This is a genomic window from Psychrobacter sp. 72-O-c (assembly GCF_904846605.1).
Taxonomy (GTDB): domain Bacteria; phylum Pseudomonadota; class Gammaproteobacteria; order Pseudomonadales; family Moraxellaceae; genus Psychrobacter.
This window is the reverse complement of sequence record NZ_CAJHBI010000044.1, coordinates 1-24,600: the sequence shown is the minus strand read 5'-3', so window position 1 is coordinate 24,600 and position 24,600 is coordinate 1. Positions and strand designations below refer to the sequence as shown.

Here is a 24,600-nt window from a genome sequence, read left to right as displayed (position 1 = left end):
GCGAGCAGTTAGAAAGACTTGTGCTTTTTCTAAGAAACTCGACAATCACTTTAAAACGTTCAATATGCTGTTCTTTTATATCAATTATGGTTATGTCTAATGCCAGCATACTTTTTGAAACACCACCAAAATCTAATTATTCACAGGATACTCCTATGTCAAATTTACAACAGCAGCGCAATGACGTCACCCATATCGATGGCAATCTACATCAAAATGAAGACGCCCGCATCGGTATCGTAGTGGCGCGTTTTAATGGTTTTGTAGTAGAGTCATTGGTTGATGGCGCTATCGACGCCCTACTACGTCACGGCGTACTAGGAAGTAATATCAGCGTTATTCGCGTGCCTGGTGCGTTTGAATTACCACTTGTTGCCCAACGTGCTGCTGAGTCCGATCGTTTTGACGCCATTATTGCCTTAGGTGCCATTATCCGTGGTAGCACACCGCACTTTGATTTTGTTGCTAGCGAGTCAGCAAAAGGCCTAAGCAGTGTCGCTATCGACTATAATATTCCCGTTGCTAATGGCGTCTTGACGACTGACAGCATTGAGCAAGCTATTGAACGCGCAGGTACCAAAGCAGGTAATAAAGGCTCTGAAGCCGCGATGGTCGTGCTTGAGATGATTGCGGTTTTATCGCAATTAGATATTGACGATAGTAGTGACAGTGTTTAAATAGGCTTAATTTATATAAGCTATTTAGTTTAAAGTTTTTATTCAGCGCTGTAGCTTATGCTTGCAGCGCTTAAGCGTTACTAAGCGGCTGTCAAAATTTATCAGCCGTTTATGGTTTGACTTTTTCGTCGCATTTTTTACGAACTCTTTTTAAAACACTATTTTAAAATTCAGGTATTGACCCTCTATGACTGACCAACTCAAGCGCGCCATTAGCGCTGCGAAAACCGCACAAAGCAATTCTGAACAAGCTGAATCTATCGGTACAGCAAGTAGCAGTGCGGGTGACCAAAACTTCGATATGAGTGAGTCTTCTTATAAGACCAGTCACACCGCTATCCGTAAGGCGCGACGATTTGCCATGCAAGGCTTGTATGAATGGCTCGTTACTGACCACCGCTTCGATACCAGTGGTAAGCTCGGTTGGAAAGCCAATGCCCCGCATGATATCGCAGCACGTACGCGCGCAACTAACGCTATGCATACGGTACATATTGGCTACTACCATGAAATGATGCATGACATTCCAGAGCAGATTGAAACGCTGAATGCGCTTATCAGCCAGCATCTGGACCGTGAAATCGATAAACTGGATACGGTTGAGCACGCCATCTTGCTTATCGGTACTTATGAGCTGCAAAACCGCTTAGAAATTCCTTATAAAGTGGTGCTTGATGAAGCGATGAAGCTGAATAATCACTTTGGCGCAACTGATGCTCATAAATTGATTAATGCGGTATTAGACAGAATAGCAGTTGAGTTACGTGACGTTGAAGTACAAGCCGATATCAAAGCCAACCTACGTACCTCACAGAAAGCAGCTATCAAGCCGGCAGATGTAAAAAATGATGTGACTCAAGTGGACACTACTGAAAATATAGTCGACATAGAAGCTGATAGCAAGAACGAGCCAACCGCTTCAAATAAACCCCGTATCAGTGCCAATAATGCTAGCGTCAAACGTAACCGTCCTAATAAAACCAATGCTGGAATGAGCATCAAAGCAGCCGTTGAAAACAGCAAGGCTAAAGAAGAAAGCGCTAAATCAATTGCTTCTGATAAGGCAGATGGCGTTGTTGATGCTACTGTTGATAATATAAATACTGCTGACGTTGCTGTTGATAATGAAGCTGTTAATAACGACTCTGTTAATGAGAGTGCGGTTGTCGATAACGACACTAGAGTTACTGATGATACGGTCAGCTCCGATGTAAATACTGACAACGTTGAGGCTTCGCCAGAATCAGAAAACAGTATTGTTGAAAATGAGGTTTCAGATACCAGCGCTACAGCTAGTGTTGAAGCAAGTGATTTAGAGTCAATCAGTGTCAAAACCAATAGCCCTGAAATAACTGACACTGAAGTAGAAAGCACGGAATCAAATACTACTGAGTCGAATGACGCTAAGTTGAACGATATCGATTTGAACGACTCTGATGTAAACAATACTGATACAAAAAGCAAAGACTAACCATGAACGAGTTTGAGCTGATTGAGGAAATATTCTGCCAATTGCAAGCGGATAATTCGTTAGCCGCTAATAGCAAAAAAGGTATCGAAAAAGGTATCGGTGATGATGCGGCAGTGATGGCCATGCCAGCAGGGTCGCGCTTGGTCAGCTGTATTGACACCTTAGTGCAAGGTCGGCACTTTAGTGCTGATTGGGCGCAAATGCAGCAGCTGGCGTTTGCCATTGGTTATAAAGCAGTGGCGGTCAACGTCTCAGACCTTGCTGCTATGGGCGCAACGCCGCATAGTATCTTGCTAGCATTAGCATTGCCTGGGCGCCTCGCAAATAAAGAGTGGTTGACTGAATTTGCTAAAGGTTTATTCCACGCCTGCCAGTTATTCGATGTGACCCTTATCGGTGGCGATACTACTCGTAATGACACCTTAGTACTAAGCGTCAGCGCCCAAGGATTCCTTGCCATAGAAACGCCAGCGGTATACCGCTCAGGGGCGCAGGTTGGTGATAAGGTCTATGTTTCAGGTACGCTTGGTGACGCCGCTTACGCTTTGCAGCATCCTGATAATAGTGTTGGGGTTGAGCTGGCGCATCGATTACATATGCCGACGCCACGTGTCCAACTAGGTATCGCATTAGCACAAATTGGCGCGACCGCAATGATTGATATCTCTGATGGTCTTTATCAAGATTTGGGTCATATTTGTCAGCAAAGTCATGTCAGTATGCGTCTTAACCTTGAGCAGTTGCCAAGTAGTGTGCCTTTATCAAGGATCGATTTGTCTGAACGGTTACTGTGCCAATTAACAGGTGGTGACGATTATGAACTGGCATTTACCTTACCTGCCAACGTCACCCCGCCCACCGGTAATACATCGATCAGCTGTATTGGTGAAGTTATTGCAGTAGCAAATGTGTTTGACTCTACTGAAGCTGTTTCTCTAGATACTGACTTCAACAAGACTATAGCATCGCCGCGTCCTGAACTGTTTTATCAGAATCAAGCAGTAACACCAAGCCAACCCTCGCCTTTTACCACATGGCCGACTCTGACGGGTTACCAACATTTTGCAGGTTAACCCATGACTGAAGACTTATCTAAACCTGATATTAGTAAAGCTAACGACTGCCCGCCATTGCCTGTGCATGCTAGCGCGCTTGACCGTATTGTTTATTGGTTGGGTCTTGGGCTAGGTAGCGGCCTACCACGCCGTGCACCAGGGACTTGGGGTACGGTTGGCGGACTTATAGTCGCCATACCACTGATGAGCTTGGGCTTTGTGCCGTTTCTAATCATTACCCTTCTGTCTTGCGTGATTGGGATTTGGATATGCGGTCGTACCTCTGATCTGATGGGAGGTCACGATGATCCGCATATCGTTTGGGATGAATGGGCTGGTATATGGATCACCCTACTGCCCTTTTCTTATATGGGCGTTTCTTCAGCAAACTACTGGCAAGATGTAACGCAGACTCTATCCCTTATTGCGATCGTTATCGCCTTTGTATTGTTCCGATTTTTTGACATTATCAAACCACCACCCATTAGCTGGGCAGATAAAAAAGTCGCTGGCGGTCTAGGTATTATGCTTGATGATATTATCGCTGGTATTATGGCAGCAGCAGTTTGGATCATAGTTATATTAGGCATGCTGTTGTAAGCGACAACGAAGTGTATAGCTAATAGTCAGTAATAAGCCAAAGTTACAAAGCTCACACTGCTTACCATTTTTATTCAACAAACATTTGCGCTATAATTAAGATTATATTTTGTTACATTTGTAGAGCTATCTTTTAGGAATGCTATGACCTCTTCTCTTTCTGTGATTATTCTGGCGGCCGGTAAAGGCACGCGTATGCAATCGGCTAAGCCAAAAGTGCTACAGACACTAGCTGGCAAGTCTTTACTTGGTCACGTATTAGACACCTGTCATCAGCTTACTGTAGATGAAACTATTGTAGTGCACGGTTTTGGCGGAGAGCAAGTCCAGACGGCGATTACTGATCAGTATGCGCATCTTTCAATTACTTGGGTGGCTCAGACTGAGCAATTGGGTACGGGTCATGCGGTAAAAGTTGCTCTCGCCCAATTGCCAAAGGATGGTCAAAGTTTAATTCTATACGGGGATGTGCCGCTAGTCAGCTCTTGTACTTTGACTAAGTTACAGACTGCCAATAACGAGGGTGTGTCGATGTTGACCTTAACGGTCGATAATCCTTTTGGACTGGGACGTATTAAACGTGATCGAGTCGGCAATATCGAAGCCATCGTTGAGCAAAAAGATGCTAGCAGTGATGAGCAAAAAATCCAAGAGATTAATAGTGGTATTTACTGCGTTGACAACGCGCTGCTCCATAAATATTTGCCAAAACTGTCTAATGACAATGCTCAGCAAGAATATTATCTAACCGATATTGTCAAAATGGCAGTGGCTGACGGTATTAATATTGCGGCTATTGAGCCTGAGCATACGTTTGAGATTGAAGGTGTGAATAACCGCCAACAGCTTGCGAGCTTAGAGCGGTCATGGCAAGGTAAATTGGTACAGGACTTACAAGTAGCCGGCGTACAGTTTGCTGATCCTACCCGCGTCGACATTCGCGGCACGTTGACTGCTGGGCAGGACGTATTTGTCGATGTCGGTGTGGTGTTCGAAGGCGACTGTACATTGGGCGATAACGTTTATATCGAAGCGGGCTGTATTATTAAAAATGCTCAAATCGGTAATGCTTGTCATCTAAAACCTTATTGCGTTGTCGATCAAGCCCACATCGGTGCTGGTGTTGATATCGGTCCTTTTGCCCATTTGCGTCCTGGCACCGTTTTGGCGGACAGCAGTCGTGTTGGTAACTTTGTTGAGATTAAGAAATCAACAATTGGTCATGGCAGCAAAGTCAACCATTTGAGTTATATTGGTGATGCCACCATTGGCACGAACGTAAATGTTGGTGCAGGTGTGATTACTTGTAATTATGATGGCGTCAATAAATCGCAAACTGTCATTAACGATAACGCCTTTGTGGGCTCAAATGTCAGTCTGGTTGCACCCGTGACGATTGGTAGTACAGCAACAGTCGCTGCCGGATCGGTAATTACCGATGATGTTGATGCTGATGCCTTAGCGCTTGGGCGCGCACGGCAAGTACAAAAGACCAACTTTCAACGTCCGACAAAAACATCTAAATAGTAAAATTAGTAAAGTAGAGATAAAAAAATTTGAATAACCTTGAGCAGTGCGACAATAACTTTGTGGTGCTGCTTAATAGTATCTTGGGTAGCCGTTACTCTACTCACTCATTTCATAAAAACATTATTTGATAACCGTTTTTATAACAATATAGTTAATTTAAGGAATCGCTATGTGCGGAATCGTAGGCGCAGTTGCTGAGCGTAATATTGCAAATATCTTACTTGAAGGCTTAAAGCGCTTGGAATATCGAGGCTATGATTCCGCTGGTCTGACCATCATCCGTGATGGTGGGTTGCATCGTGAACGCCAAGTGGGCAAAGTAAAAGAACTGGTTGATGCGGTAGCCGTAAACCCAGAATTTTTTGACGGTCATATTGGTATTGCTCATACTCGCTGGGCGACTCATGGCGAGCCAGCACAGCGTAATGCCCACCCGCACGTTTCAGGTAAGATTGCCGTGGTACATAATGGTATTGTCGAAAACTACGCTGAGCTGAAAGAAGAGTTAGTGGCAAAGGGTTATGAGTTTACCTCGGAAACCGATACTGAAGTAGTCGCCCATCTGATTAATGACCTTTATCAACAAACGCCAGACTTATTAGAAGCCGTTCGCGCTGTCATTCCGCTTTTACATGGTGCGTTTGCATTAGGAATCATTCATGTGGATAGTCCAGAAGAGCTAATCACGGTACGTCTAGGCTCGCCATTAGTAATTGGCGTGGGCATCGGTGAGAACTTTATTGCTTCAGATCAATTAGCGCTGTTACCGGTGACCAACCGTTTTATATATCTAGAAGAAGGCGACATTGCCAAAATCACTCGCAATAGCATCACAGTCTACGCTGATGGCGTAGAAGTTAGCCGTCAAATCCACGAGATTGATGCCAAACAGCACAACGCTGACAAGGGCGAGTATAAGCATTATATGCTCAAAGAAATCTACGAGCAGCCCGACGCAGTCGCACGAACGCTTGAGATGGCCATTGATAGTGCTGATACTTCTACGCTTCGTAAAGACTTTTTGCAGCGTCATGAAGCGAAGTTAGCAGGTATTCGCCATGTACAAGTAATTGCTTGTGGTACCAGCTATCACGCCGGCATGGTTGCTAAATACTGGTTTGAGAATCTTACACGCATGCCATGCTCCGTTGAGGTGGCCAGTGAGTTCCGCTATCGTAACCCTGTGGTGGTCGATAACTCATTAGTGATTTGTATTTCTCAATCTGGTGAAACGGCCGATACTTTATCAGCGCTACGTGATACCCAAAAACATACCCCAGCAGGCCTAGTGAGCTTGGCACTATGTAATGTACCAACCTCATCATTGGTACGCGAAACCGATATTTTCTTGCCTACGCTTGCGGGTCCTGAGATTGGTGTGGCTTCAACCAAAGCCTTTACCACTCAGCTTGCAGCTCTCATGCTGTTAATATTAAAGGTCGGCGTTGTTCAGCAGCGTATAACTGGCGAGCGCTTAACCACGCTGCTTGGCGAGCTACAAAAGTTGCCCGGTCAGCTTTATGCTAGCTTAAACCTTGATGCACGTATTAAAGAGATGAGCGAGCATTTTGAGGATAAAAAAAGCTGCCTGTTCTTAGGTCGTGGTCTACAATTTCCCATCGCCTTAGAAGGCGCATTAAAGCTTAAAGAAATCTCCTATATTCACGCTGAAGGTTACGCTGCTGGCGAGCTTAAGCATGGCCCATTAGCTTTGGTTGATAAGGACATGCCTATTGTGGTGCTGGCACCTAAAGACAGTATGTTTGACAAGCTGAAAGCCAATATGCAAGAGGTTCACGCGCGCCATGGTGAGCTATTTATCTTTGCTAGTGAATCCAGCAAGATGCTCGCTGAGGAGCGCATGCATGTGGTTTATGTGCCTGATGTTTGTGAGACTTTAGCGCCTATCGTTTATAGTGTGCCAGTACAGCTCTTGTCCTATCATGTTGCCGTCATGCGCGGTACCGATGTTGATCAGCCTAGAAATTTAGCAAAATCAGTAACGGTCGAATAATTGATGAATTGAAAGGCTGACACTTGTCATTGAGTAATAAAGTATCATACTAAGTAATAAAGTGTCATCTTATCGATCTTTAAACGACCCTGTTATTGTTAAATACAATAGCAGGGTTTTTTCTATCTGATCAAATAAGGTCGACCACTCTAAAGTTTTACGTCTTATCGTCTTTAATATTATGTTGTGCTATAAAAATAGAAACCATTATCATGATGATGTATGCTTAAAAAACCGTTGACTTCAATTTGGTAAGCTAATAACGTAAACAGGTGTTTACCATGACCAAGAAAAGGAAGACCTACAGTGCAGAACTCAAAGCGGAAGCAATCAAAAATATTGCAGAGAATAATGACAGTATCAGCACCACAGGATCAATAACGTAGGTCATGTTTTCTAAAGTAAAAATATAACTATTACACAGGTGAAAGATGAATTCCATGAAATCAAACGTTGCAACCGACCGACTATCTATTGCAGACCTAAACCTAGGTGACCGTACCGAGTTGGGCAAATACACGATTAGCACGGACGATATAGTGACCTTCGCCCGTCAATGGGACCCGCAGTTCTTCCACATCGACGAGGAGCGCGCCGTCACCGACGGATACTTTGGCGGTATTATCGCCAGCGGCATCCAGACTCTAGCTATCTTTCAGCGCCTATCAGTTGACAGTTTCATCCAAAACTTGAACGTGATCGGCGGGGCGGGAATCGATGGACTGCAATTTCGCAGACCAGTACGTCCCGGTGACACGCTCACCGGATCCCTTGTTATCAAAGACATCCAACTCCAGTCCGACCGAGGTCGTGCGCTAGTCGCCTATGCTGGAGAGTTAATTAACCAGAACGCTGAACCTGTCCTTGTCCTGACCATATCTGCCTATGTACAGATGCGGTAACTGCCATCAGTAGTTCCAAGTTGCCGTCAGAACCGACCAATATCTTGTCGCCTACCAGTCGCGGAATTAGAGCGATGACAACCAGCTCGTATGATTCGCAATTACCGCAGGAAATGAATATTCAAAAGTGAATGGCTCTTTGAGGGGATCATGATTGTTGAGCTTAAATATGGGTATTTTAGGATTGCTCTTTGGGTTTTGCCATTTTTATTCCACCCCAGGTGACTAAGGCAACACCGAGCGCGATTAGGGACGCACCCAGAATGAGCCCGTCAGGTGGGGTCTCACCTTGTAAAAAGACAGCTACAGGTACGCCGACTACCGCACCGACTGAGCCTAGTAGGCTCAACAGAACTGGACCACCGGTCTTCTGGAGCAGGAACAACAGTAGGAACTGGCCTGCAAAGATAAAAGCCTGCACGATGATTAAACCAAGTGGCATAACCTCTCCTAGCGGAACAGTAAGCGAGAGATTCGGTAGAATGCCGAGCACACCCAGCATAATTGCCGCCGCAATTAGCATGCCTGGTGCGAGCGCATCGGGAGACGCATTATCGGGCCAGCGTAATGTACGATAGAGGTTGCCAATTGCCAACAAAACGGGGCCACAGAGAACTAGTAGAATCCAGAACACACTGGCATCCGGCGCGGAAAACTTGCGCGCGGCCAAAATACCCGCACCGACAAGTGCTGCCGCCACGCCGAAAGCGCGGAAAAGCTGAAACCGCTCCATCCGCAGTGCCAACGCACCAAGATACGTGAGCAGCGGTGGCAAGGCAATGATCAGAGCGACAAAACCTGCGCCAACATGAGGGACAGCGGAAAAAAATATTAGGTTAGAGCCTGCGACGCTAACCAGCGCGGCGACAAAGTAATATTCGAAGCTGCGCGCACTAAAAGGTGGCGGTTTATGACGTAGCAGCGCGACAGCCAACAGGATAATTGCGGCCCCAGTGATTGACCAGAAGAGAAAGGCTAGCGGACCCAAACCAATTTCGCCCGCATATTTCGCTAGATTGGTAGATATGCCGATCAGGGCGCCTCCAGCCAGCAGACAAATAAAAGGGATCAACCACGCATGCTTGCGGCGAGATTCATACGGCTTCGTAAATTCATCCATAAGATATCCTGAGGATTAAAAGTGTATCTTGATATCAAATTCTAGCTACTTAAAAAGCCTCTAGGTAAAGACCGTTCATAAAACGGTTGAATTATAGTTTTAATAATATTTTTCAGTTATTGGTAGAGTAATCACAGGCTTTCGGCATAGCAACTCTTAACTTGATACGGTATTGCTCGCTATCCTCTATAACAAACCAAAAAGACCAAAACTCATCATGATCAGTCTTGGTCTTGGTCTTGGTCTTTGTTACTGTCACTTATAACGACTGTTAACTAACCCTAGCTACTGCTTCGCCGCTTCAATCTGAATATTTAAAGTCACTTTTTCAGTAATACCAAGTAGAGTGTATTTGCTCATATCCCACTTAGTCCGATCAATCGTGGCTGTGAAATCGCCACCGCATACCGGCTTTTTGGCTATAAAGCTAAAGTAACAGTTAAACTTGGTAGCCGTTAAGGTAATGGGCTTGGTTATACCGTGCATAGTCAAGTTTCCATCAACCTTTGCAACATCTGATCCTGCCGTACCACTAGCATTGTCATCGGCAAAATACCACTTCGTCGACTCAAAAGAAGCCAACGGAAACTTCTCAACATCAAAAAAGTCAGGGCCAGTGAGTGTTAAGTCAAAAGCTTTATTGCCCGTATTTAAAGAGTTTATCGGAATGACTAAGGAAATACTGCCGGTTTTTGCATGCGGATCATAATCTAGCTGTCCGGTCAGATTGTAAAATCCACCGGTATTGGTAGAGGTATTAAAATGATCAATAGCGAAGCGGACATTGGAATTGTTGGGCTCGAGCAGATAAGTGGCAGCGTGGCTACTACTAGCACCGCTGCCAACAACAGCACCCGCCAAAAGCAATAGCACTCCTAGAGGCTGACGATAACGTAATGTTATTTGGCTAAATAGAACTTGACTCATAATGGCATTCCTTTGTAGCGTTGTTTGACATCTAGATCACTTCCTTTGTGATCACCCTGTTTGGCTATATCATATCAGCCTATTAATTCTATAACTCGTCAGTAGTCAAAGGCTCTTTAGCTTGGCCTTTATCATCGTCTTTACCATGTGGAATGAGCCATTTAGCAAACCATGTCGAGACATCATCCATCAGCGTATATACCACTGGAATGACTACCAAACTTAATAAGGTAGAAGTTACTAGCCCGCCTAACACCGCTGCTGCCATCGGACGGCGGAAGGTAGGATCTGCGTCTCCCCAACCGAATACTAGCGGTAACATACCAGCACCCATCGCAATAGTGGTCATAATAATAGGTCGAGCGCGCTTATGACACGAATCAATAATAGCTTCAAAACGAGGTAGGCCGCGACGCTGAGCAATTAGCGCATAATCGACTAGCAAAATAGAGTTCTTAGTGGCGATACCCATTAACATAATAAAACCAATCATCGAGGGCATAGATAAGCTGCTATCAGTAATGACCAATCCGACAAACGCACCACCTATCGATAAGGGCAACGCCATCAGAATGGTAAAGGGCTGCAATAGACGTCCAAACAGTAAGATAAGGACGCCAAGAATACAGACAATACCGACTGACATAGCAATGATAAAGCCACTAAATAGCTCTGCCATGTTTTCTGCTTGGCCTTGTTCGATTATGGTAATCGATGCGGGTAGGTTTTGCATAGTCGGCGTGTTTTTGACCGCTTGGACTAATTCTCCAAGCTCGCCATTCGCCGGTTGCACAGTAATACTGATGGCACGTTCGCGATCTAATCGGCTAATTTGTGCAGGTCCCGTTCCAAAATCTAATGTTGCCACCTCGCCCACGCGTACGCCTTGACCCGCTGGACGCGCACTGGGAACATACAAGCCCTCTAGCTGATTGACGCTTTGTTTGGCCACATCGGGTAGACGCACCACAATCGGTATCTGCCGAGTGTCAAGGTTGAGCTTAGATAAGCGCTGCTCATAGTCGCCTACCGTAGCAATACGTAAAGTAGTTGCGATATCTTGAGTAGTGACCCCTTTATCCGCCATCGCCAGTCTGTTAGGGGTAACCGTCAACTCTTGGCGCGGTAGACTACGATCACTGGTGACGGCACCGGCACTAGGTAGCGTGCGGATGTCAGCCATAATTTGTTGAACGGTCTGCTCTAGTACTTCTGGACTGGTACTGGTCAAAGAGAAATTATAACCGGTCTCGCCACCACTTGATAAGCCCACCGTAAAGCGTGCACTGGGCACTTCTGCCAATATGGCGCTTATTTTTTGTTCAATTTCTTTTTTGATAGCGCGATCCGCTCTTGGTGCGAGTACGATATCTAAGCTAGCAGTATTTTTGGATCCTCTACCGCCAGTGTCTGAGCCCATAGACGCTTGCGCTTGCCCAACTGCCGTAAAAATATGGGTGACTTCAGGCAAGGCTAAAATACGCTCACTTGCCAGCGCTGCTACTCGTTCTGTATCTGCCAACTCGACATCGGGGGTCAGCTCAATCGCTACCCTTGTTTGGTCAATATCATTATCGGGAATAAAAGCGGTCGGTAGCAGTTTGACCAATGCCAGTGAGGCGACAAACAGCACCAAAGTGGCACCCATAGTCAGCCAGCGATGGTGTAGCGTCCACGTGACTATTTTTAGATACCAAGTCATTAGTGCGCTTTGCTTTTCAACGTGCTTTTTTTCTGGACGAAGAATATAGGCTGCCATCATAGGAGTAATTAAACGCGCCACCATCAACGAGGCAAAAATGGCCAACGCCGCGGTCCAGCCAAACTGTCGAAAGAACTGCCCAACGATACCGCCCATAAAGGCAGTAGGTAAAAATACGGCGATTAAGGTAAAGGTGGTCGCCACCACGGCAAGCCCAATCTCATCTGCCGCTTCCATCGCTGCTTGATAAGGCGTTTTGCCCATACGCAAATGGCGCATGATGTTTTCGACCTCGACAATCGCATCATCGACCAGCACCCCAATTACCAAGGATAAGGCCAATAGTGAAATAATATTAAGGCTAAAATCGAACAGATACATCCCTAAAAAGGTAGGGATAATCGATAAGGGTAAGGCCACAGCGGTAACGATGGTCGCGCGAATATTACGTAGGAATAGAAACACCACAATCACGGCCAAAATACCGCCTTCAATCAGCATCCGCAGTGACGCTTCATAATCCTCTGCGACTGGTGTTGCGCGATCATAGACTTTATCAACGGTGATATTGCTCATGTCCGCGCTCAGTTGCGCCAGTGCTTCATCAACGCGCGCCATCACCTCAACCTCGCTGGCTCCGCGCGAACGGACGACGTTAAATGCCACTACCGTTTTTCCATCCAGTTTGGCGATAGAGTTGGGGTCAGCAGCACCATCAGTTACCTGTGCTATACGCCCAAGCGCTTGCGTGCCACCAGACGGAACGGTAATCTGCAAATCATTCAGCTCACGGGCACGCTCAACCGCCCCTAATACACGAATAGTCTGGGTAGATTTACCAACTTCAGCCTCACCGCCTGAGCTGTCTTGTTGAATACCAGCAATTTGCTGCGACAGCTGTGCAACAGAAAACTGCAAGCCGCTGAGGGCAATGGGATCAGCAGCGATGGTTATCTGACGCTCAAGACCGCCAATACGGCTGATCGATCCTACCCCTTGGATATCTGATAAGCGCTTGGTAATCGTATCATCGACGAACCATGATAGATCCTCAACGCTCATATTGTCCGCAGTGACCGAGTAAGTAACGACTGGAAAGCCTGAGGTTGAGACTTGAGTAATGATAGGGTCATTGGCAGCAGCAGGCAGGTCTCCACGCACCTCTCCAACCGCTGAGCGCACATCATCGACTGCTTCTTGAATGTCTTTATCCAATACAAACTCGGTGACGATGGTCGCAGCGCCGGTTTGTAGTGAGCTGCGAATATGCTTGATACCGGTGATACTGGTTAGCCTGTTTTCAATTTTTTTGGCCACATCATTTTCAAGCTGAGAGGGGGCAGCGCCAGGCAAAGTGACAGTGACCACCACGGCCGGTAAGTCAATATCAGGAAACTGTTGGACTTTCATTTGCTTAAAGCCAAACAGCCCACCCATCGTTAGTAGCACAAACAATAGAATCGCGACCAGTGGGTTTTTGATCGAATACGCAGATACATTTAAACTCATGAAGGCGCCTGCGTGGTGGTATCAGCTGTTGCGCTGTCTTTATTGACCGTATCAACAACACGTACCAAATCGCCATCATTTAAGAAGCCACCACCTTGCTTGACTAGCCTACTGTCAGCTGGTATCGGTTCTGTGACCGCCACGCTATCGCCGAAACGGTCGCCAAGAGTGACGCGCTGCCGCTTAATGCGCCCAACAGTTTTACCCTTCTCTGTTTTGATGTCTGTCACCAGCATCACATAATCATAACCATCATTACTGACAATGGCGCTATTTGGCACGGTTTGCATGCTGGCACTGCCCAATAGGAATTCGCCCGTTTGGTACATGCCGGCACGCGCCGCTGAGTTGGCAGCTAGGCTGGCGTAAATAGTAATTTGGCGATTATTATCCGCCGTGGGGGCAATTCGGCTTACCTCTCCCATGACCGACTGACTTTTCGGTAAGTTAACTTTGACAGAGGTGCCAACTTGTACTTCGCCGACTAGCTTGGGATCAATATCTGCTCGCCACTCTAAAATACCACCTTTAATGATGGTAAATAATGGTTCACCACCTGCGACCATGCCAACCTCAACCATTTTTTCACTAATAACCCCACTTACTGGCGCGACTACTTTGGCATTATCAACGCTCAAGCGCTGAGTACTAAGTCGAGCTCTTGATGCTTGTAAGGCAGCCTCAGCACGTAATGCTGAAGTACGATAGCGGTCGGCTTCTTGCTTACTAATCGCATCAATATCGATTAGCGGTAGCACGCGTGCCGCATCAGCTTTAGCATTCGCAAGGGTAGCCTCAGCTTCTGCCACATCTGCTTGCGCTTGCAAAACTTGCTGCTGCATGGCATCAGTATCAAATATCGCTAATACTTGTCCGGATTCAACGCGCTGCCCTTCCTCGACTAATATACGCTCAATCGCGACGCCACTAACCTTGGCGCTGACATTAGCAATGTCTTTAGCATTAATCGTACCGTCAGCGGTCAAAGTGTTACCGATATTATCTTGGCTAGGCGGTACCGTTTCGACTGACAATACTGCCTGTTCAGCAGTCGCCCCTGCGCTAGCATTGCTAACATTGTTACCTTGCGCACTATTTGCCGCTGACGACTCATCACTTACGGCCTCATTACCACCCCAATATTTACCTAATAGTACGCCCATTATGAGCACTACTGCCATAACAGGGATAAGCCATAGAGGGTATTTTGGCGATGACTTATTTACTGATGCGTCAGGCTTACGATATGGTGGCAGCTCAGACTCAGGTGGCAAGTTAACATTGGACTCTTGCTTAATATCAGGCTCTTGCTTGGCATTAGGATCTTGCTGAGTATTAGGGTCTTGAAAGTCACTCATAGTCGGTCTCTATAGATAAGCGCAATAATAAAAACTGAAGCAGTAAAAGATCACACAATTACGATTTGGATAGGTTGAAACAGACATTGTAAAGGGAGATATTTTTTGACCATGGTTACTAATGGCTGTTAGCATTGTAGAGCATAACGCCAGCGCGTCAATTATCAACACGTGTCTATAGCGTCTATTTTCCAAGCATTATTACTTATTACAATTTAGAACTAAGAATTTAGAATAATAATAAGGTTAATAAACAGAGTTAAGCATTGGTATAACGACTGGCCTCAGGCATCCAGCGGTGGATTAGTTGACTCACATCCGCCTTACGCGCAGGGTCTTGAATCAAGTGTTTGGCAAGCCGCTGAGCAATCGCAAATAACTGCTCATCACGAATCAGATCTGCTAAATAATAGCCGACATTACCAGTTTGGCGTTTACCTAGTAGCTCGCCAGGACCACGCAGTTGCAAGTCTTTTTGGGCAATCACAAAGCCGTCAGTACTGTCTCGCAGCACACTTAAACGTTCAGTACCAGTTTCAGACAACGGCTTTTGATATAGCAATACGCAATAGCTTTTGGTCGAGCCACGCCCTACCCGTCCGCGTAGTTGGTGTAATTGTGACAGACCCAAACGTTCGGCATTTTCGATAACCATTAGTGAAGCGTTAGGCACATCAACACCAACCTCTATGACCGTAGTAGCAATCAATAAATCTAAATTGCCTGCCTTAAAATCTTGCATCACCGCTTGTTTATCAGCAGATTTCATTTTGCCATGCACTAAGCCGATACGAATATCTAAACGCTCATTTAAGTCTTCATAGGTGGCTTCGGCAGCTTGGGCATCAAGTACGCTAGATTCCTCAACTAGCGAGCAAACCCAATAAGCTTGCCGTCCTGCCTCGCAATTAAACGCAATACGCTCAATGACTTCATCACGGCGATTGCGGTCAATAGTCACCGTCGTAATTGGCGTGCGACCTGGTGGCAGCTCATCAATGATGGAGTTATCCATATCGCCATAGACACTCATTGCCAGCGTACGCGGAATTGGAGTGGCGGTCATCACCAGCTGATGCGGTGTGCTACCCGCCACGCCTTTATTGGTCAACGCCATACGCTGCTCAACCCCAAAGCGATGTTGCTCATCGATAATGACCAATCCCAATTTGGCGAACTGTACTTGCTCTTGAAACAGCGCATGCGTACCGACCACCACTTGCACCGTATTTTCTGCGACTGCCTCTAATGCTTCACGGCGCTGCTTGGCCGTTTGCTTACCCGCCAGCCAGCCGACACCAATTCCTAATGGCTCGAACCATTGTTTAAAATTTAGTAAATGTTGTTCTGCTAAAATCTCAGTCGGTGCCATAATCGCAACCTGCCAGCCACTATCGAGCGCATAACCGGCAGCACCAGCGGCGACCAAAGTCTTGCCCGCGCCCACATCTCCTTGTACCAGCCTGAGCATGGGAATCGAGGTTGCCATATCAGCGGTGATATCTTTCATGACTCTTATCTGAGCCTTGGTCAAGCTAAACGGCAAAGCAGCAAACAGCTTATCAGCCAGCGGACTTTGCATGCCGCATTTTGGCGCTTTGTGCTGATGCAACTGCTGCCGTCTATATAGTAAGCTGAGCTGATGGGCAGTCAGTTCTTCAATAATTAAACGCTGACAGGCCGCATGGGTGCGCTCGCTCAATTGGGTCAATAATTTATATTGTTGACCAGCATCGGTATAGGTTGGCGGCGTATGTAATAACACCAACGCTTCGAATATCGTTAAGTTATAAACATTATTAGCAGCGCTAGTTGCTACTGTATTAATAGCTGTCTCATCGGCTCTATAATCAGTTACATCATCAGAATTTGGGTACTCATAAATAGAGGGATTGGCTTTGTGAACACTGCTCTTTGACATACTGTTATCTGGCACACTACGCGCTAGCGTTGAAAAGATATCTTCAGATTCTGTATTATCTAATTGAGAGGTTTTAAATGTATTAAAAGGCACTAGCGGTAAATCAGCAACAGTGGCAAAATCGTCTGTGGTGAACAGAGTCATCGGTAACCCTTGGCTGCGAACGGTCTGTAATGCCAGTTTAATTAGGGTGCGTAGCTTATTCTGATGCAAACCTTTTACGGAAGGATAAATCGGTTGTAGACCCATATTGGTAACCGCTGCACTATCGGTAACGACTTGATATTCAGGATGATGTATCTGTTTGCCGTAACGACTAACTTTGGTCTCACCGAACAGTTGTAGCTGTGTACCCAAGCTCATGGTTTGCGCTAAACCGGGATACACTTTAAAAAACCGTAATGAAACCGTACCGCTATTGTCATCGATGATAACCGTCATACCACTACGCTTATTATCAACGTGCACAACACGTCCTGTAATCAGTGCCGCTTGTCCATGCGCAAGTTCTCCTATCGAAACCAAACGGCTGCGATCCTCATAATCGCGCGGCAAGTGTAATAGCAGATCAAAAATACGCACAATGCCCAATTGCGCGAGTTGTTCTGCGACTTTTGGCCCCACACCCGCCAGCGCCGTCACCGGCATATCAAGCGCCGAGAGTGGAGGTTCAGCTGACGGATGGGCAGATAAATTCCTGTTAGATACTGGCATTAATAATTCCCGATCACATTACTCTTAAATTGCCTGTTTTTATTATAAAAAGACTACAGGAAAATATTTAACCACATAATAATCAATGGCTTATAAAATGAATCTAATACTCTCATTATAACTGACAAAACACTTGATTATGCTAAGCGATTTAGTAATGATGCGTCTATGTATTTAACGCTTAAATTTAAAGGCTGAACTTAAAAGCCAAAAGGTCTCGTTATGTCCGCTCCTACTGTTGCTCACGCTATTACTCGCCTTATTAGAAGCCCTCTCCACACCCTAACAACTTTATCCTTGCTACGTCGTGCGAGTTTGCTTGGCGCATTAGCTCTGCTGGTAAGTGCTTGCAGTAGCATGACGCCAAACGCCACTACCGCGCAAGTAAATTCTATTCCGAATACACCCAGTGTCGCTTTAGTTTTAGGTGGCGGCGGAGCCAAAGGCTTTGCTCATGTTGGAGTAATTAAAGCTTTAGAGGAAAGCGGTATTACCCCAACGCTAGTAGTTGGGACGAGTGTCGGTAGTTTAGTAGGTAGCCTATATGCCAGCGGCTATACATCGGCGCAGTTAGAACAGTTGGCGCTGACCACGCCTGATAGCGCATTGACTGACTTTACCTTATCCAATCAAGGCTTTATTGAAGGTATTAAACTTAAAAATTTTATTAACACTCATGTTGGCGGTCGACCGATAGAAGTCTTTCCCATCGCCTTTGCGGCTATCGCTGCTGAAAAACACAGTTTAAAAAAGGCAGTCTTTACCCAAGGTAATGCAGGGCTGGCAGTGCAAGCATCCTGTAGTGTACCCAATATCTTTATTGCCCCGCGTATTCCCGAAAAGGTCGGTAAAAAATACATTGATGGCGGCGTGGTCAGCTTAGTACCCGTCGATAGCGCTCGTGATTTAGGAGCTGACATTATTATTGCCGTTGACGTTACTGAACCTAATGCCTCTTCCGCAGCTCGTAATAAACTACCAACGATTACTTCATTCAGTAGCTTTTGGGGTTTACTCGAGACTAATTGGACTGCCAATACCAACAGTAATGCGACTAGCAACAACTCGTCAATGCGCAATGAGCGACTGCGAGCTGACATTCTTATTACACCCAATGTCAGTCACATCAGCTCATTGGATACCAGCCAGCGCCGTGCCCTTATCAATGCTGGAGCGCAGGCCACTACTCTACAGATTAGCGCTATTAAGCAACTTATTGAAGATAAGACGAAGAGCAAATACACTGTTCTCTAGCTTATATATAGTTGAGCCGCTTTAAAACATATAAGAGATAGCTGGGAGAAATTTTCGAAGCCTCTGGAGTGACGCAGTCACACAGCAAGCTAGAAAAATTTCTACCAGTTATACAAAACCATATGTGTATCTACTTTATTTGGTACTGACTATACTATTCTTTTAGCATATATCGTCAGTCTGATTTAAGACACCTACAGTCTGGTTAGTAAGGTTTTTGCAGCCTTTAAAATGGTAAGGTCGCACAGCAAATAAGGAAATTTTTGTTAATAATAGATGACTATAAAAAAAGCACCACAATCATGAATTGCGATGCTTTTTTATACGCTAAAAAATCTTAAAACTAACTTTATTTAACCCGTGCACGATATTTAACCATTACCGTATCGTTAAGGCCAACACCTTCGATATCCCAACGCACCGCTTGATAATACTTTAAAGGAATCTCTTGCAGTTGATTGTCAATCTTGCCACGCAATGGCATACGAGCAAAGGTATTACCATCGGCGCTACCATATGGAAACTCCGGAGCGACGCCGCCAAGCAATTCAACTTGCTCAGGGATACTCATAGTAACCGTCATTTTACGAACCCGATCGGTATTGGTATTGGTAAAATACCCTTGATATTCTAAGACATTACCGGCCTGCAAGCGCGTATTGGCATCGACCGGTACTAACAGCTCTTGACCGGTGGCATCAACACTAATAAGCGAAGCTGTAATTTTACTATTAACGGCTTGCGCACTAGCGCGACTACTATTATCTGCCACTTGCAAAGCAAGTGGGCTACCAAGCGCAGGCTCTGGAATGGGCAACATGGCGGAAGCTTGCGTGACTGCCATCGCACCAACCAAGGTGCCGGCAACGACGTGAAACAAGCGATGACCGGTCCAAGCAGCAAACGGATTGGCAAAATGGTTGCTTTTTTTCATGATTTTTATTATTCCTAGTTAATATATTGATAAAACGGTGCTAGCGGAGGGTTGTGGTGTCTAAAGCATATAAAAAACAATAGCACTTAGCATAGCAAAAAGCGTTTAAGGGTACACTAACCCCGTGTTGAGGTTGTGTACATTCAACATGTCCTATTCAATCTACTATAAATCCGCATTAATTTGGCTAAAATAAAAAGATAGCTCATAACAGTGTTTTTTGCTATGGTAAATCTTTAGCGTTCGATAATATTTTGTCACGCCCCTTTCCTTATTCCGACTACTATTGTTCCTATTATGACTACTAGCGCTATGCCACAGATTAATCCTGAATACGTTCATTGGTTCCGTAACTCTGCCCCCTATATTAATACCCATCGCGGCAAGACGTTCGTGATTATGTTTGGTGGCGAGGCGGTCAAGCATCCTAATTTCAGTACGCTTATCCATGATTTTGCTTTGTTGCATAGCTTGGGTATCAAACTGGTACTGGTACACGGTGCGCGTCCGCAAATTGAGAAAAACCTCAAAGAAGCAGGGATAACCTCGCCACTACATCAAGATATTAGAGTAACACCGCGCGAGGCCATGCCCTCTATCTTACAGGCAGTTGGTATGATTCGCCTGCAACTCGAAGCCCAGCTTTCGATGGGATTGGCCAACTCGCCAATGTATGGCTCACGTATTGATGCGGTTTCGGGTAATTTTGTCACTGCCCGCCCTTATGGTATCCGTGATGGCGTTGATTATCAGATGACCGGTGAAGTACGCTCAATAGATGTCGATGCTATTAAAAATAACTTACTGCACAATCATATCGTTATCCTAGGCTCAATGGGCTATTCAGCGACTGGTGAAGTCTTTAATTTATTAGCAGAAGACGTGGCGCTTAGCGCGGCAGTTGCCCTTAGTGCTGATAAGCTTATATTTTTAGGCGAGGAAGCTGGCATTAATGATGATGATCGTTTGTTACGTGAAATGATCCCTAATGAAGTCGATCGTTTCTTACGGGGACGTGATTTAAATTGTGAAATTAATTACTTCTTGCACTGTGCCAGTAATGCTTGCCGTCAAGGTGTGCATCGTACTCATATTATCTCTTATGCTAAAGACGGCGCGCTATTAGAAGAGCTATTCACCCGTGACGGTTCCGGAACACTGATCAGCCATGACCCATACGAAGAGATTCGCCGTGCTAATATCGATGATGTGGTTGGACTTATTGAACTGTTATCGCCGTTAGAGGAACAAGGCATCTTAGTTAGTCGCTCACAAGAACGCCTAGAGCAAGAGATTGATAACTATAGTGTGATTGAGCGTGACGGTATGATTTTAGGCTGTGCGGCCTTATATCCATTAAATGCTGATTCAGCAGAAGTGGCCTGTGTGGCGGTACATCCTGAATATCGTAGCGGTAGCCGCGGCACAGATTTACTGGCATTTTTAGAGCAGCAAGCCCGTAGTCACGGTCTGCATAAGTTGTTTGTGTTAACCACCCGTACTGCGCATTGGTTTGTTGAGCAAGGCTTTGCTGAGGTTGATGCCAGCGTGCTACCTGAAGATCGGCAGCAAAGATATCATAATGGTCGCAACTCTAAAGTCTTCCAAAAAACACTTTAATTATTACTCCTAGCTTTATATCCATACCTAACGCTCAATACTAAAAAAGCCCTCATAATAAAATATGAGGGCTTTTTTTATTGCGTATCATTAGGGCGTGTTATCTCTTAATACCGTATTATTTTACTTTTAACAGCTCAACCGTAAAGATTAAAGTACTGTTAGGCTCGATACCTGAGTTACCCGCCTCGCCATAAGCGATATCTGATGGGATATAGAATTCGTATTTTCCGCCTTCTTTCATCAACTGTAGACCTTCAGTCCAGCCAGCGATAACTTGATTCAATGGGAACTCAATAGGCTCACCGCGCTCATAAGAGCTATCAAATACCGTACCGTCGATCAGTTTGCCTTCATAGTTAACTTCAACCACATCAGTCGGTTTTGGTGATTTGCCTGTACCTGCTGTCAGCATTTTGTACTGTAGGCCAGTATCCGTTGTTTTTACGCCGTCTTTCTTCGCATTTTCTGCTAAGAAGGCTGCGCCTTTGGTTTTATTCTCTTCTGCTTTGTTTTGCATGTCTTGGACAAATTGCTCTTCTTGCTCTTTTTGATAAGTCGTCAACACTTCTTGCATTTGCTCTTGGGTTAAGGCTGAATCTTTACCTTCGTAACCATCGCGGAAGCCTTGCTCAAAAGTATCAAGATCTAAGTCTTTAACTGCATCTTTATTGCCTTCTGCCATCATAAAGCCCAAGCTATAACCGACTTTTTCGGTTGCTGGACTTTGCTCAGTGACTGAAACGCTTGGAGTGGCTGTTTCTTGGTTGCCATTGTTAGTGCTACAACCTGTCGCTAATAACATAGCGCCAGCTAGTGCACTGACAGTCAAGGTAGTGATTTTTTTCATAGAATACTCTCGGGTGGTAAGAATAGTGGTGAAATGTCACCTGCTTGCCATCATAGCAAATCTTGGTTTTGTGGGCTACATTTACGATGAAATTATCGGGCTAATGTACAATCTTTGTTAATATCTGCCATAAAAATAACAACTTATCACACAACTATGGTGAGAAGTTAATGTTTCTATCTTTATCCGCATCATCTTATCAGCTAAGCTAAGTTAGCTCAGGTGATAAGTAACCAAGCGTAATTTTTTATATAAATTTTTATCGCGGTCGTTATCACTTAGGTTTCGGTTATGGAAGGCCAAATAAGCGGCAATAGAGTAAGTGGTTCGTAATTTTCATTCAAGTTATTGGCAAACCACCCTGTTCTGCTGTTGCATATATGAATAACTCTAATTAAAAAACTATTTATAACTATCACTCTGTCAGATGAACGGGCTCGCAGTCTTTAGCAGTCCTAAATAGACACTTAGTTTCAAGTCTGACATATGATAATTAAAGGAGGACAGGATGAATCCAATGTTTAACTCGTTTAATGGCTATCTTGGTGGGCCCATTGGCTCTATCATCGGCGCTATATTGATTTTTATTATCGGTTGGCTAATTGCCCTTGGGATTGCTGCTCTTGTGCGCAATGTATTGGCTAAAGTTAACCTCAACCAACGTATGAATTCATCAACTGGCAAAACCTACGATTTAGAAGGTATTATCTCCAAGATTGTTTTCTGGTTTATCTTTATTATTGCTATTTCAGGAGCCCTTAGCCAACTGAATCTAGATTCTATATCTGCCCCATTTGCAAATATGGTTAACCAAGTATTGGCATTTATTCCGAATCTAATTGCTGCTATCGCTGTTGGTGTGATTGGTTGGGTTGTCGCCACAGTTGCGCGCACTGCGATCAATACTGCCTTATCTAAAACGACAATGGATGAGCGTCTAAGCGCTCATGCTGGTGTTAAGCCTATGAGCAGCACTATTGCTGACATGGTTTATTGGTTCATCTTATTGGTTGTTTTGACCATGGTTCTAGGTCAATTAGAGCTTGATGGCTTATTTGCACCGCTTACTAATATGGTTGATAAAATATTTGGCTTTATTCCTAATATTATTATTGCTGGTGTGGTCTTTGTGGTGGGTTATATCATCGCCAAAGTCGTACGCGGCATTGTGACCAATCTTGTCTCTACCTTTAATGTACAAGAGCTTGCTTCTAAAGCAGGCTTAAGTGAGCAAAACAGCTTACCTAATATCGCTGGTTCTTTAGCGTTCTTAGTGGTGATCATTCCAACGATTATTGCTGCTTTAAATGCTTTGAAAATCGACGTTATCGCACGTCCTGCGACTAATATGCTTAACAAAATCCTAGAAGCTTTGCCTAATATCTTTATGGCTGTAGCTATCTTGGTTGTGACTTACTATGTAGTACGCATGGTAGCTAACATTATCAAAGGCTTGCTTGAAAACACTGAGGTTAACCAATTACCCGCTAAAGTCGGTCTCCAAGAGACTATGGGTGATAAGAAAATCTCTGACTTAGTTGGTTATGCGATTACCTTCTTTGCAATGTTGTTTGCATCGATTGCAGCCGCTGACTTACTTGGCTTTGAACCTATCTCAGCAATCATCACCATGTTTATCGCCTTTGGTGCCAACATTATCCTTGGTGCGATCATTCTATTCATCGGTTTTTGGCTTGCAAATATCATTGCTGGTGTCGTTGAGCGCTCTGAAAAAGGATCACAGTTCTTAGCTAATATCGTACGTGTATTAATCATGGGCTTAGTACTTGCCATGGGTCTAAAAGCGATGGGGATTGCTGATTCTATTGTTAACCTAGCATTTGGTCTAACATTAGGCGCCGTTGCGGTTGCCTTCGCCCTATCTTTCGGTCTTGGTGGTCAAGAAGCAGCGTCACGTTTCTTACGCAAGATGCAGGATAAGATGGACGAAGAAAAGACAGGCTTAAAAGTGAACACTACGCGTCATACCAAAACAACCTCTGATACTACCGATAAAGTTGCTGATGCTGTTCATGATGCGACGCCTAGCGCTGCAACAACTACTAGTACACCTAGTACAAGCGCCTCTACTCACTTGGGTTCAGATACGGTTGATATCAATCATTTTGATACCGATGATAACAATACGGATAGCACTACCGATTTGTCTTCTGGTCCTAATTTTACCGATAGCTCTAATATCAGTAACACTGACAATGATGACTTAAAATAAATCATAATTACTACTTTATTCTAAATATAAAAAAGACAGCTTAGGCTGTCTTTTTTTATGGCAAATATTTAGAGTTTTATTTGGTGGTGTATCAGAAAGTATGCTGGCATCAGACATAGCCATAATTGATATAAAAGAACACCAAATCAAAGACTTTAAAGTGATTATCAAGCTTTTTAGAGAAACAACAGGTTCTTCTAACGGCTCGA

Annotated in this window: 17 protein-coding genes and 2 pseudogenes; 11 read left to right on the top strand and 8 right to left on the bottom strand. The window is 44.9% G+C overall.

Going from position 1 to position 24,600, the window contains the following annotated elements:
- The 8 genes and pseudogenes from JMX97_RS13850 to JMX97_RS12565 all read left to right on the top strand — a co-directional run.
- Positions 1–100 (top strand): annotated as a pseudogene (locus JMX97_RS13850) (IS1 family transposase); the annotation flags it as partial.
- 55 nt (positions 101–155) lie between these two features.
- Positions 156–677: a 6,7-dimethyl-8-ribityllumazine synthase gene (gene ribE / locus JMX97_RS12595; RefSeq protein WP_201558656.1), complete on the top strand. Its 522-nt coding sequence runs from the start codon at positions 156–158 to the stop codon at positions 675–677.
- 187 nt (positions 678–864) lie between these two features.
- Positions 865–2,148 carry a transcription antitermination factor NusB gene (gene nusB / locus JMX97_RS12590; protein WP_201558655.1) on the top strand — a complete coding sequence of 428 codons (1,284 nt, stop codon included), beginning with the start codon at positions 865–867 and terminating at the stop codon, positions 2,146–2,148.
- Positions 2,149–2,150: 2 nt separating this feature from the next.
- The gene (thiL, locus tag JMX97_RS12585) at positions 2,151–3,221 is read left to right on the top strand and encodes a thiamine-phosphate kinase (RefSeq protein WP_201558654.1); all 1,071 of its coding nucleotides are present in this window, start codon (positions 2,151–2,153) and stop codon (positions 3,219–3,221) included.
- A gap of 3 nt (positions 3,222–3,224) precedes the next feature.
- Complete coding sequence (locus JMX97_RS12580) at positions 3,225–3,803, top strand: phosphatidylglycerophosphatase A (protein ID WP_201558653.1); 579 nt, start codon at positions 3,225–3,227, stop codon at positions 3,801–3,803.
- Positions 3,804–3,947: 144 nt separating this feature from the next.
- Complete coding sequence (gene glmU / locus JMX97_RS12575) at positions 3,948–5,330, top strand: bifunctional UDP-N-acetylglucosamine diphosphorylase/glucosamine-1-phosphate N-acetyltransferase GlmU (RefSeq protein WP_201558652.1); 1,383 nt, start codon at positions 3,948–3,950, stop codon at positions 5,328–5,330.
- Between the two features lie 172 nt (positions 5,331–5,502).
- Entirely contained in the window at positions 5,503–7,347 is a 1,845-nt protein-coding gene (gene glmS / locus JMX97_RS12570) for a glutamine--fructose-6-phosphate transaminase (isomerizing) (protein ID WP_201558650.1), read from the top strand.
- A gap of 440 nt (positions 7,348–7,787) precedes the next feature.
- On the top strand, positions 7,788–8,249 hold the full coding sequence (locus JMX97_RS12565) for a MaoC/PaaZ C-terminal domain-containing protein (protein WP_201558648.1): 462 nt from the start codon (positions 7,788–7,790) through the stop codon (positions 8,247–8,249).
- Positions 8,250–8,427: 178 nt separating this feature from the next.
- Here JMX97_RS12565 and JMX97_RS12560 read toward each other — a convergent pair whose 3' ends face one another.
- The 5 genes from JMX97_RS12560 to recG all read right to left on the bottom strand — a co-directional run bounded on the left by JMX97_RS12560 (position 8,428) and on the right by recG (position 17,500).
- Entirely contained in the window at positions 8,428–9,369 is a 942-nt protein-coding gene (locus JMX97_RS12560; RefSeq protein ID WP_201558646.1) for a DMT family transporter, read from the bottom strand.
- 285 nt (positions 9,370–9,654) lie between these two features.
- Complete coding sequence (locus JMX97_RS12555) at positions 9,655–10,296, bottom strand: YceI family protein (RefSeq protein WP_201558644.1); 642 nt, start codon at positions 10,294–10,296, stop codon at positions 9,655–9,657.
- Between the two features lie 88 nt (positions 10,297–10,384).
- Positions 10,385–13,507 carry an efflux RND transporter permease subunit gene (locus JMX97_RS12550; protein WP_201558642.1) on the bottom strand — a complete coding sequence of 1,041 codons (3,123 nt, stop codon included), beginning with the start codon at positions 13,505–13,507 and terminating at the stop codon, positions 10,385–10,387.
- Positions 13,504–14,865 (bottom strand): efflux RND transporter periplasmic adaptor subunit, encoded by a 1,362-nt coding sequence (locus tag JMX97_RS12545; RefSeq protein WP_201558640.1) that lies wholly within the window; start codon positions 14,863–14,865, stop codon positions 13,504–13,506. Before JMX97_RS12545 ends, JMX97_RS12550 begins: the two co-directional genes overlap by 4 nt.
- 259 nt (positions 14,866–15,124) lie before the next feature.
- The gene (recG, locus tag JMX97_RS12540) at positions 15,125–17,500 is read right to left on the bottom strand and encodes an ATP-dependent DNA helicase RecG (RefSeq protein ID WP_201558639.1); all 2,376 of its coding nucleotides are present in this window, start codon (positions 17,498–17,500) and stop codon (positions 15,125–15,127) included.
- A 222-nt stretch (positions 17,501–17,722) separates the two neighbouring features.
- On the opposite strand from recG, the gene JMX97_RS12535 reads away from it, so the two are divergent.
- Positions 17,723–18,754 carry a patatin-like phospholipase family protein gene (locus JMX97_RS12535; RefSeq protein WP_201558636.1) on the top strand — a complete coding sequence of 344 codons (1,032 nt, stop codon included), beginning with the start codon at positions 17,723–17,725 and terminating at the stop codon, positions 18,752–18,754.
- A gap of 349 nt (positions 18,755–19,103) precedes the next feature.
- Here JMX97_RS12535 and JMX97_RS12530 read toward each other — a convergent pair whose 3' ends face one another.
- Positions 19,104–19,688: a hypothetical protein gene (locus JMX97_RS12530; RefSeq protein WP_201558632.1), complete on the bottom strand. Its 585-nt coding sequence runs from the start codon at positions 19,686–19,688 to the stop codon at positions 19,104–19,106.
- 297 nt (positions 19,689–19,985) lie between these two features.
- Between JMX97_RS12530 and argA the strand changes: the two genes are divergently transcribed.
- Complete coding sequence (argA, locus tag JMX97_RS12525) at positions 19,986–21,308, top strand: amino-acid N-acetyltransferase (protein WP_201558630.1); 1,323 nt, start codon at positions 19,986–19,988, stop codon at positions 21,306–21,308.
- A gap of 118 nt (positions 21,309–21,426) precedes the next feature.
- On the opposite strand, the gene JMX97_RS12520 is transcribed toward argA, so the two are convergent.
- Positions 21,427–22,158, bottom strand: coding sequence for an FKBP-type peptidyl-prolyl cis-trans isomerase (locus JMX97_RS12520; RefSeq protein ID WP_201558628.1), 732 nt, complete (start codon positions 22,156–22,158; stop codon positions 21,427–21,429).
- Between the two features lie 508 nt (positions 22,159–22,666).
- Between JMX97_RS12520 and JMX97_RS12515 the strand changes: the two genes are divergently transcribed.
- Entirely contained in the window at positions 22,667–24,391 is a 1,725-nt protein-coding gene (locus JMX97_RS12515; RefSeq protein WP_201558627.1) for a mechanosensitive ion channel, read from the top strand.
- Between the two features lie 109 nt (positions 24,392–24,500).
- Here JMX97_RS12515 and JMX97_RS12510 read toward each other — a convergent pair.
- A pseudogene (locus JMX97_RS12510) lies at positions 24,501–24,600 on the bottom strand (IS1 family transposase); the annotation flags it as partial.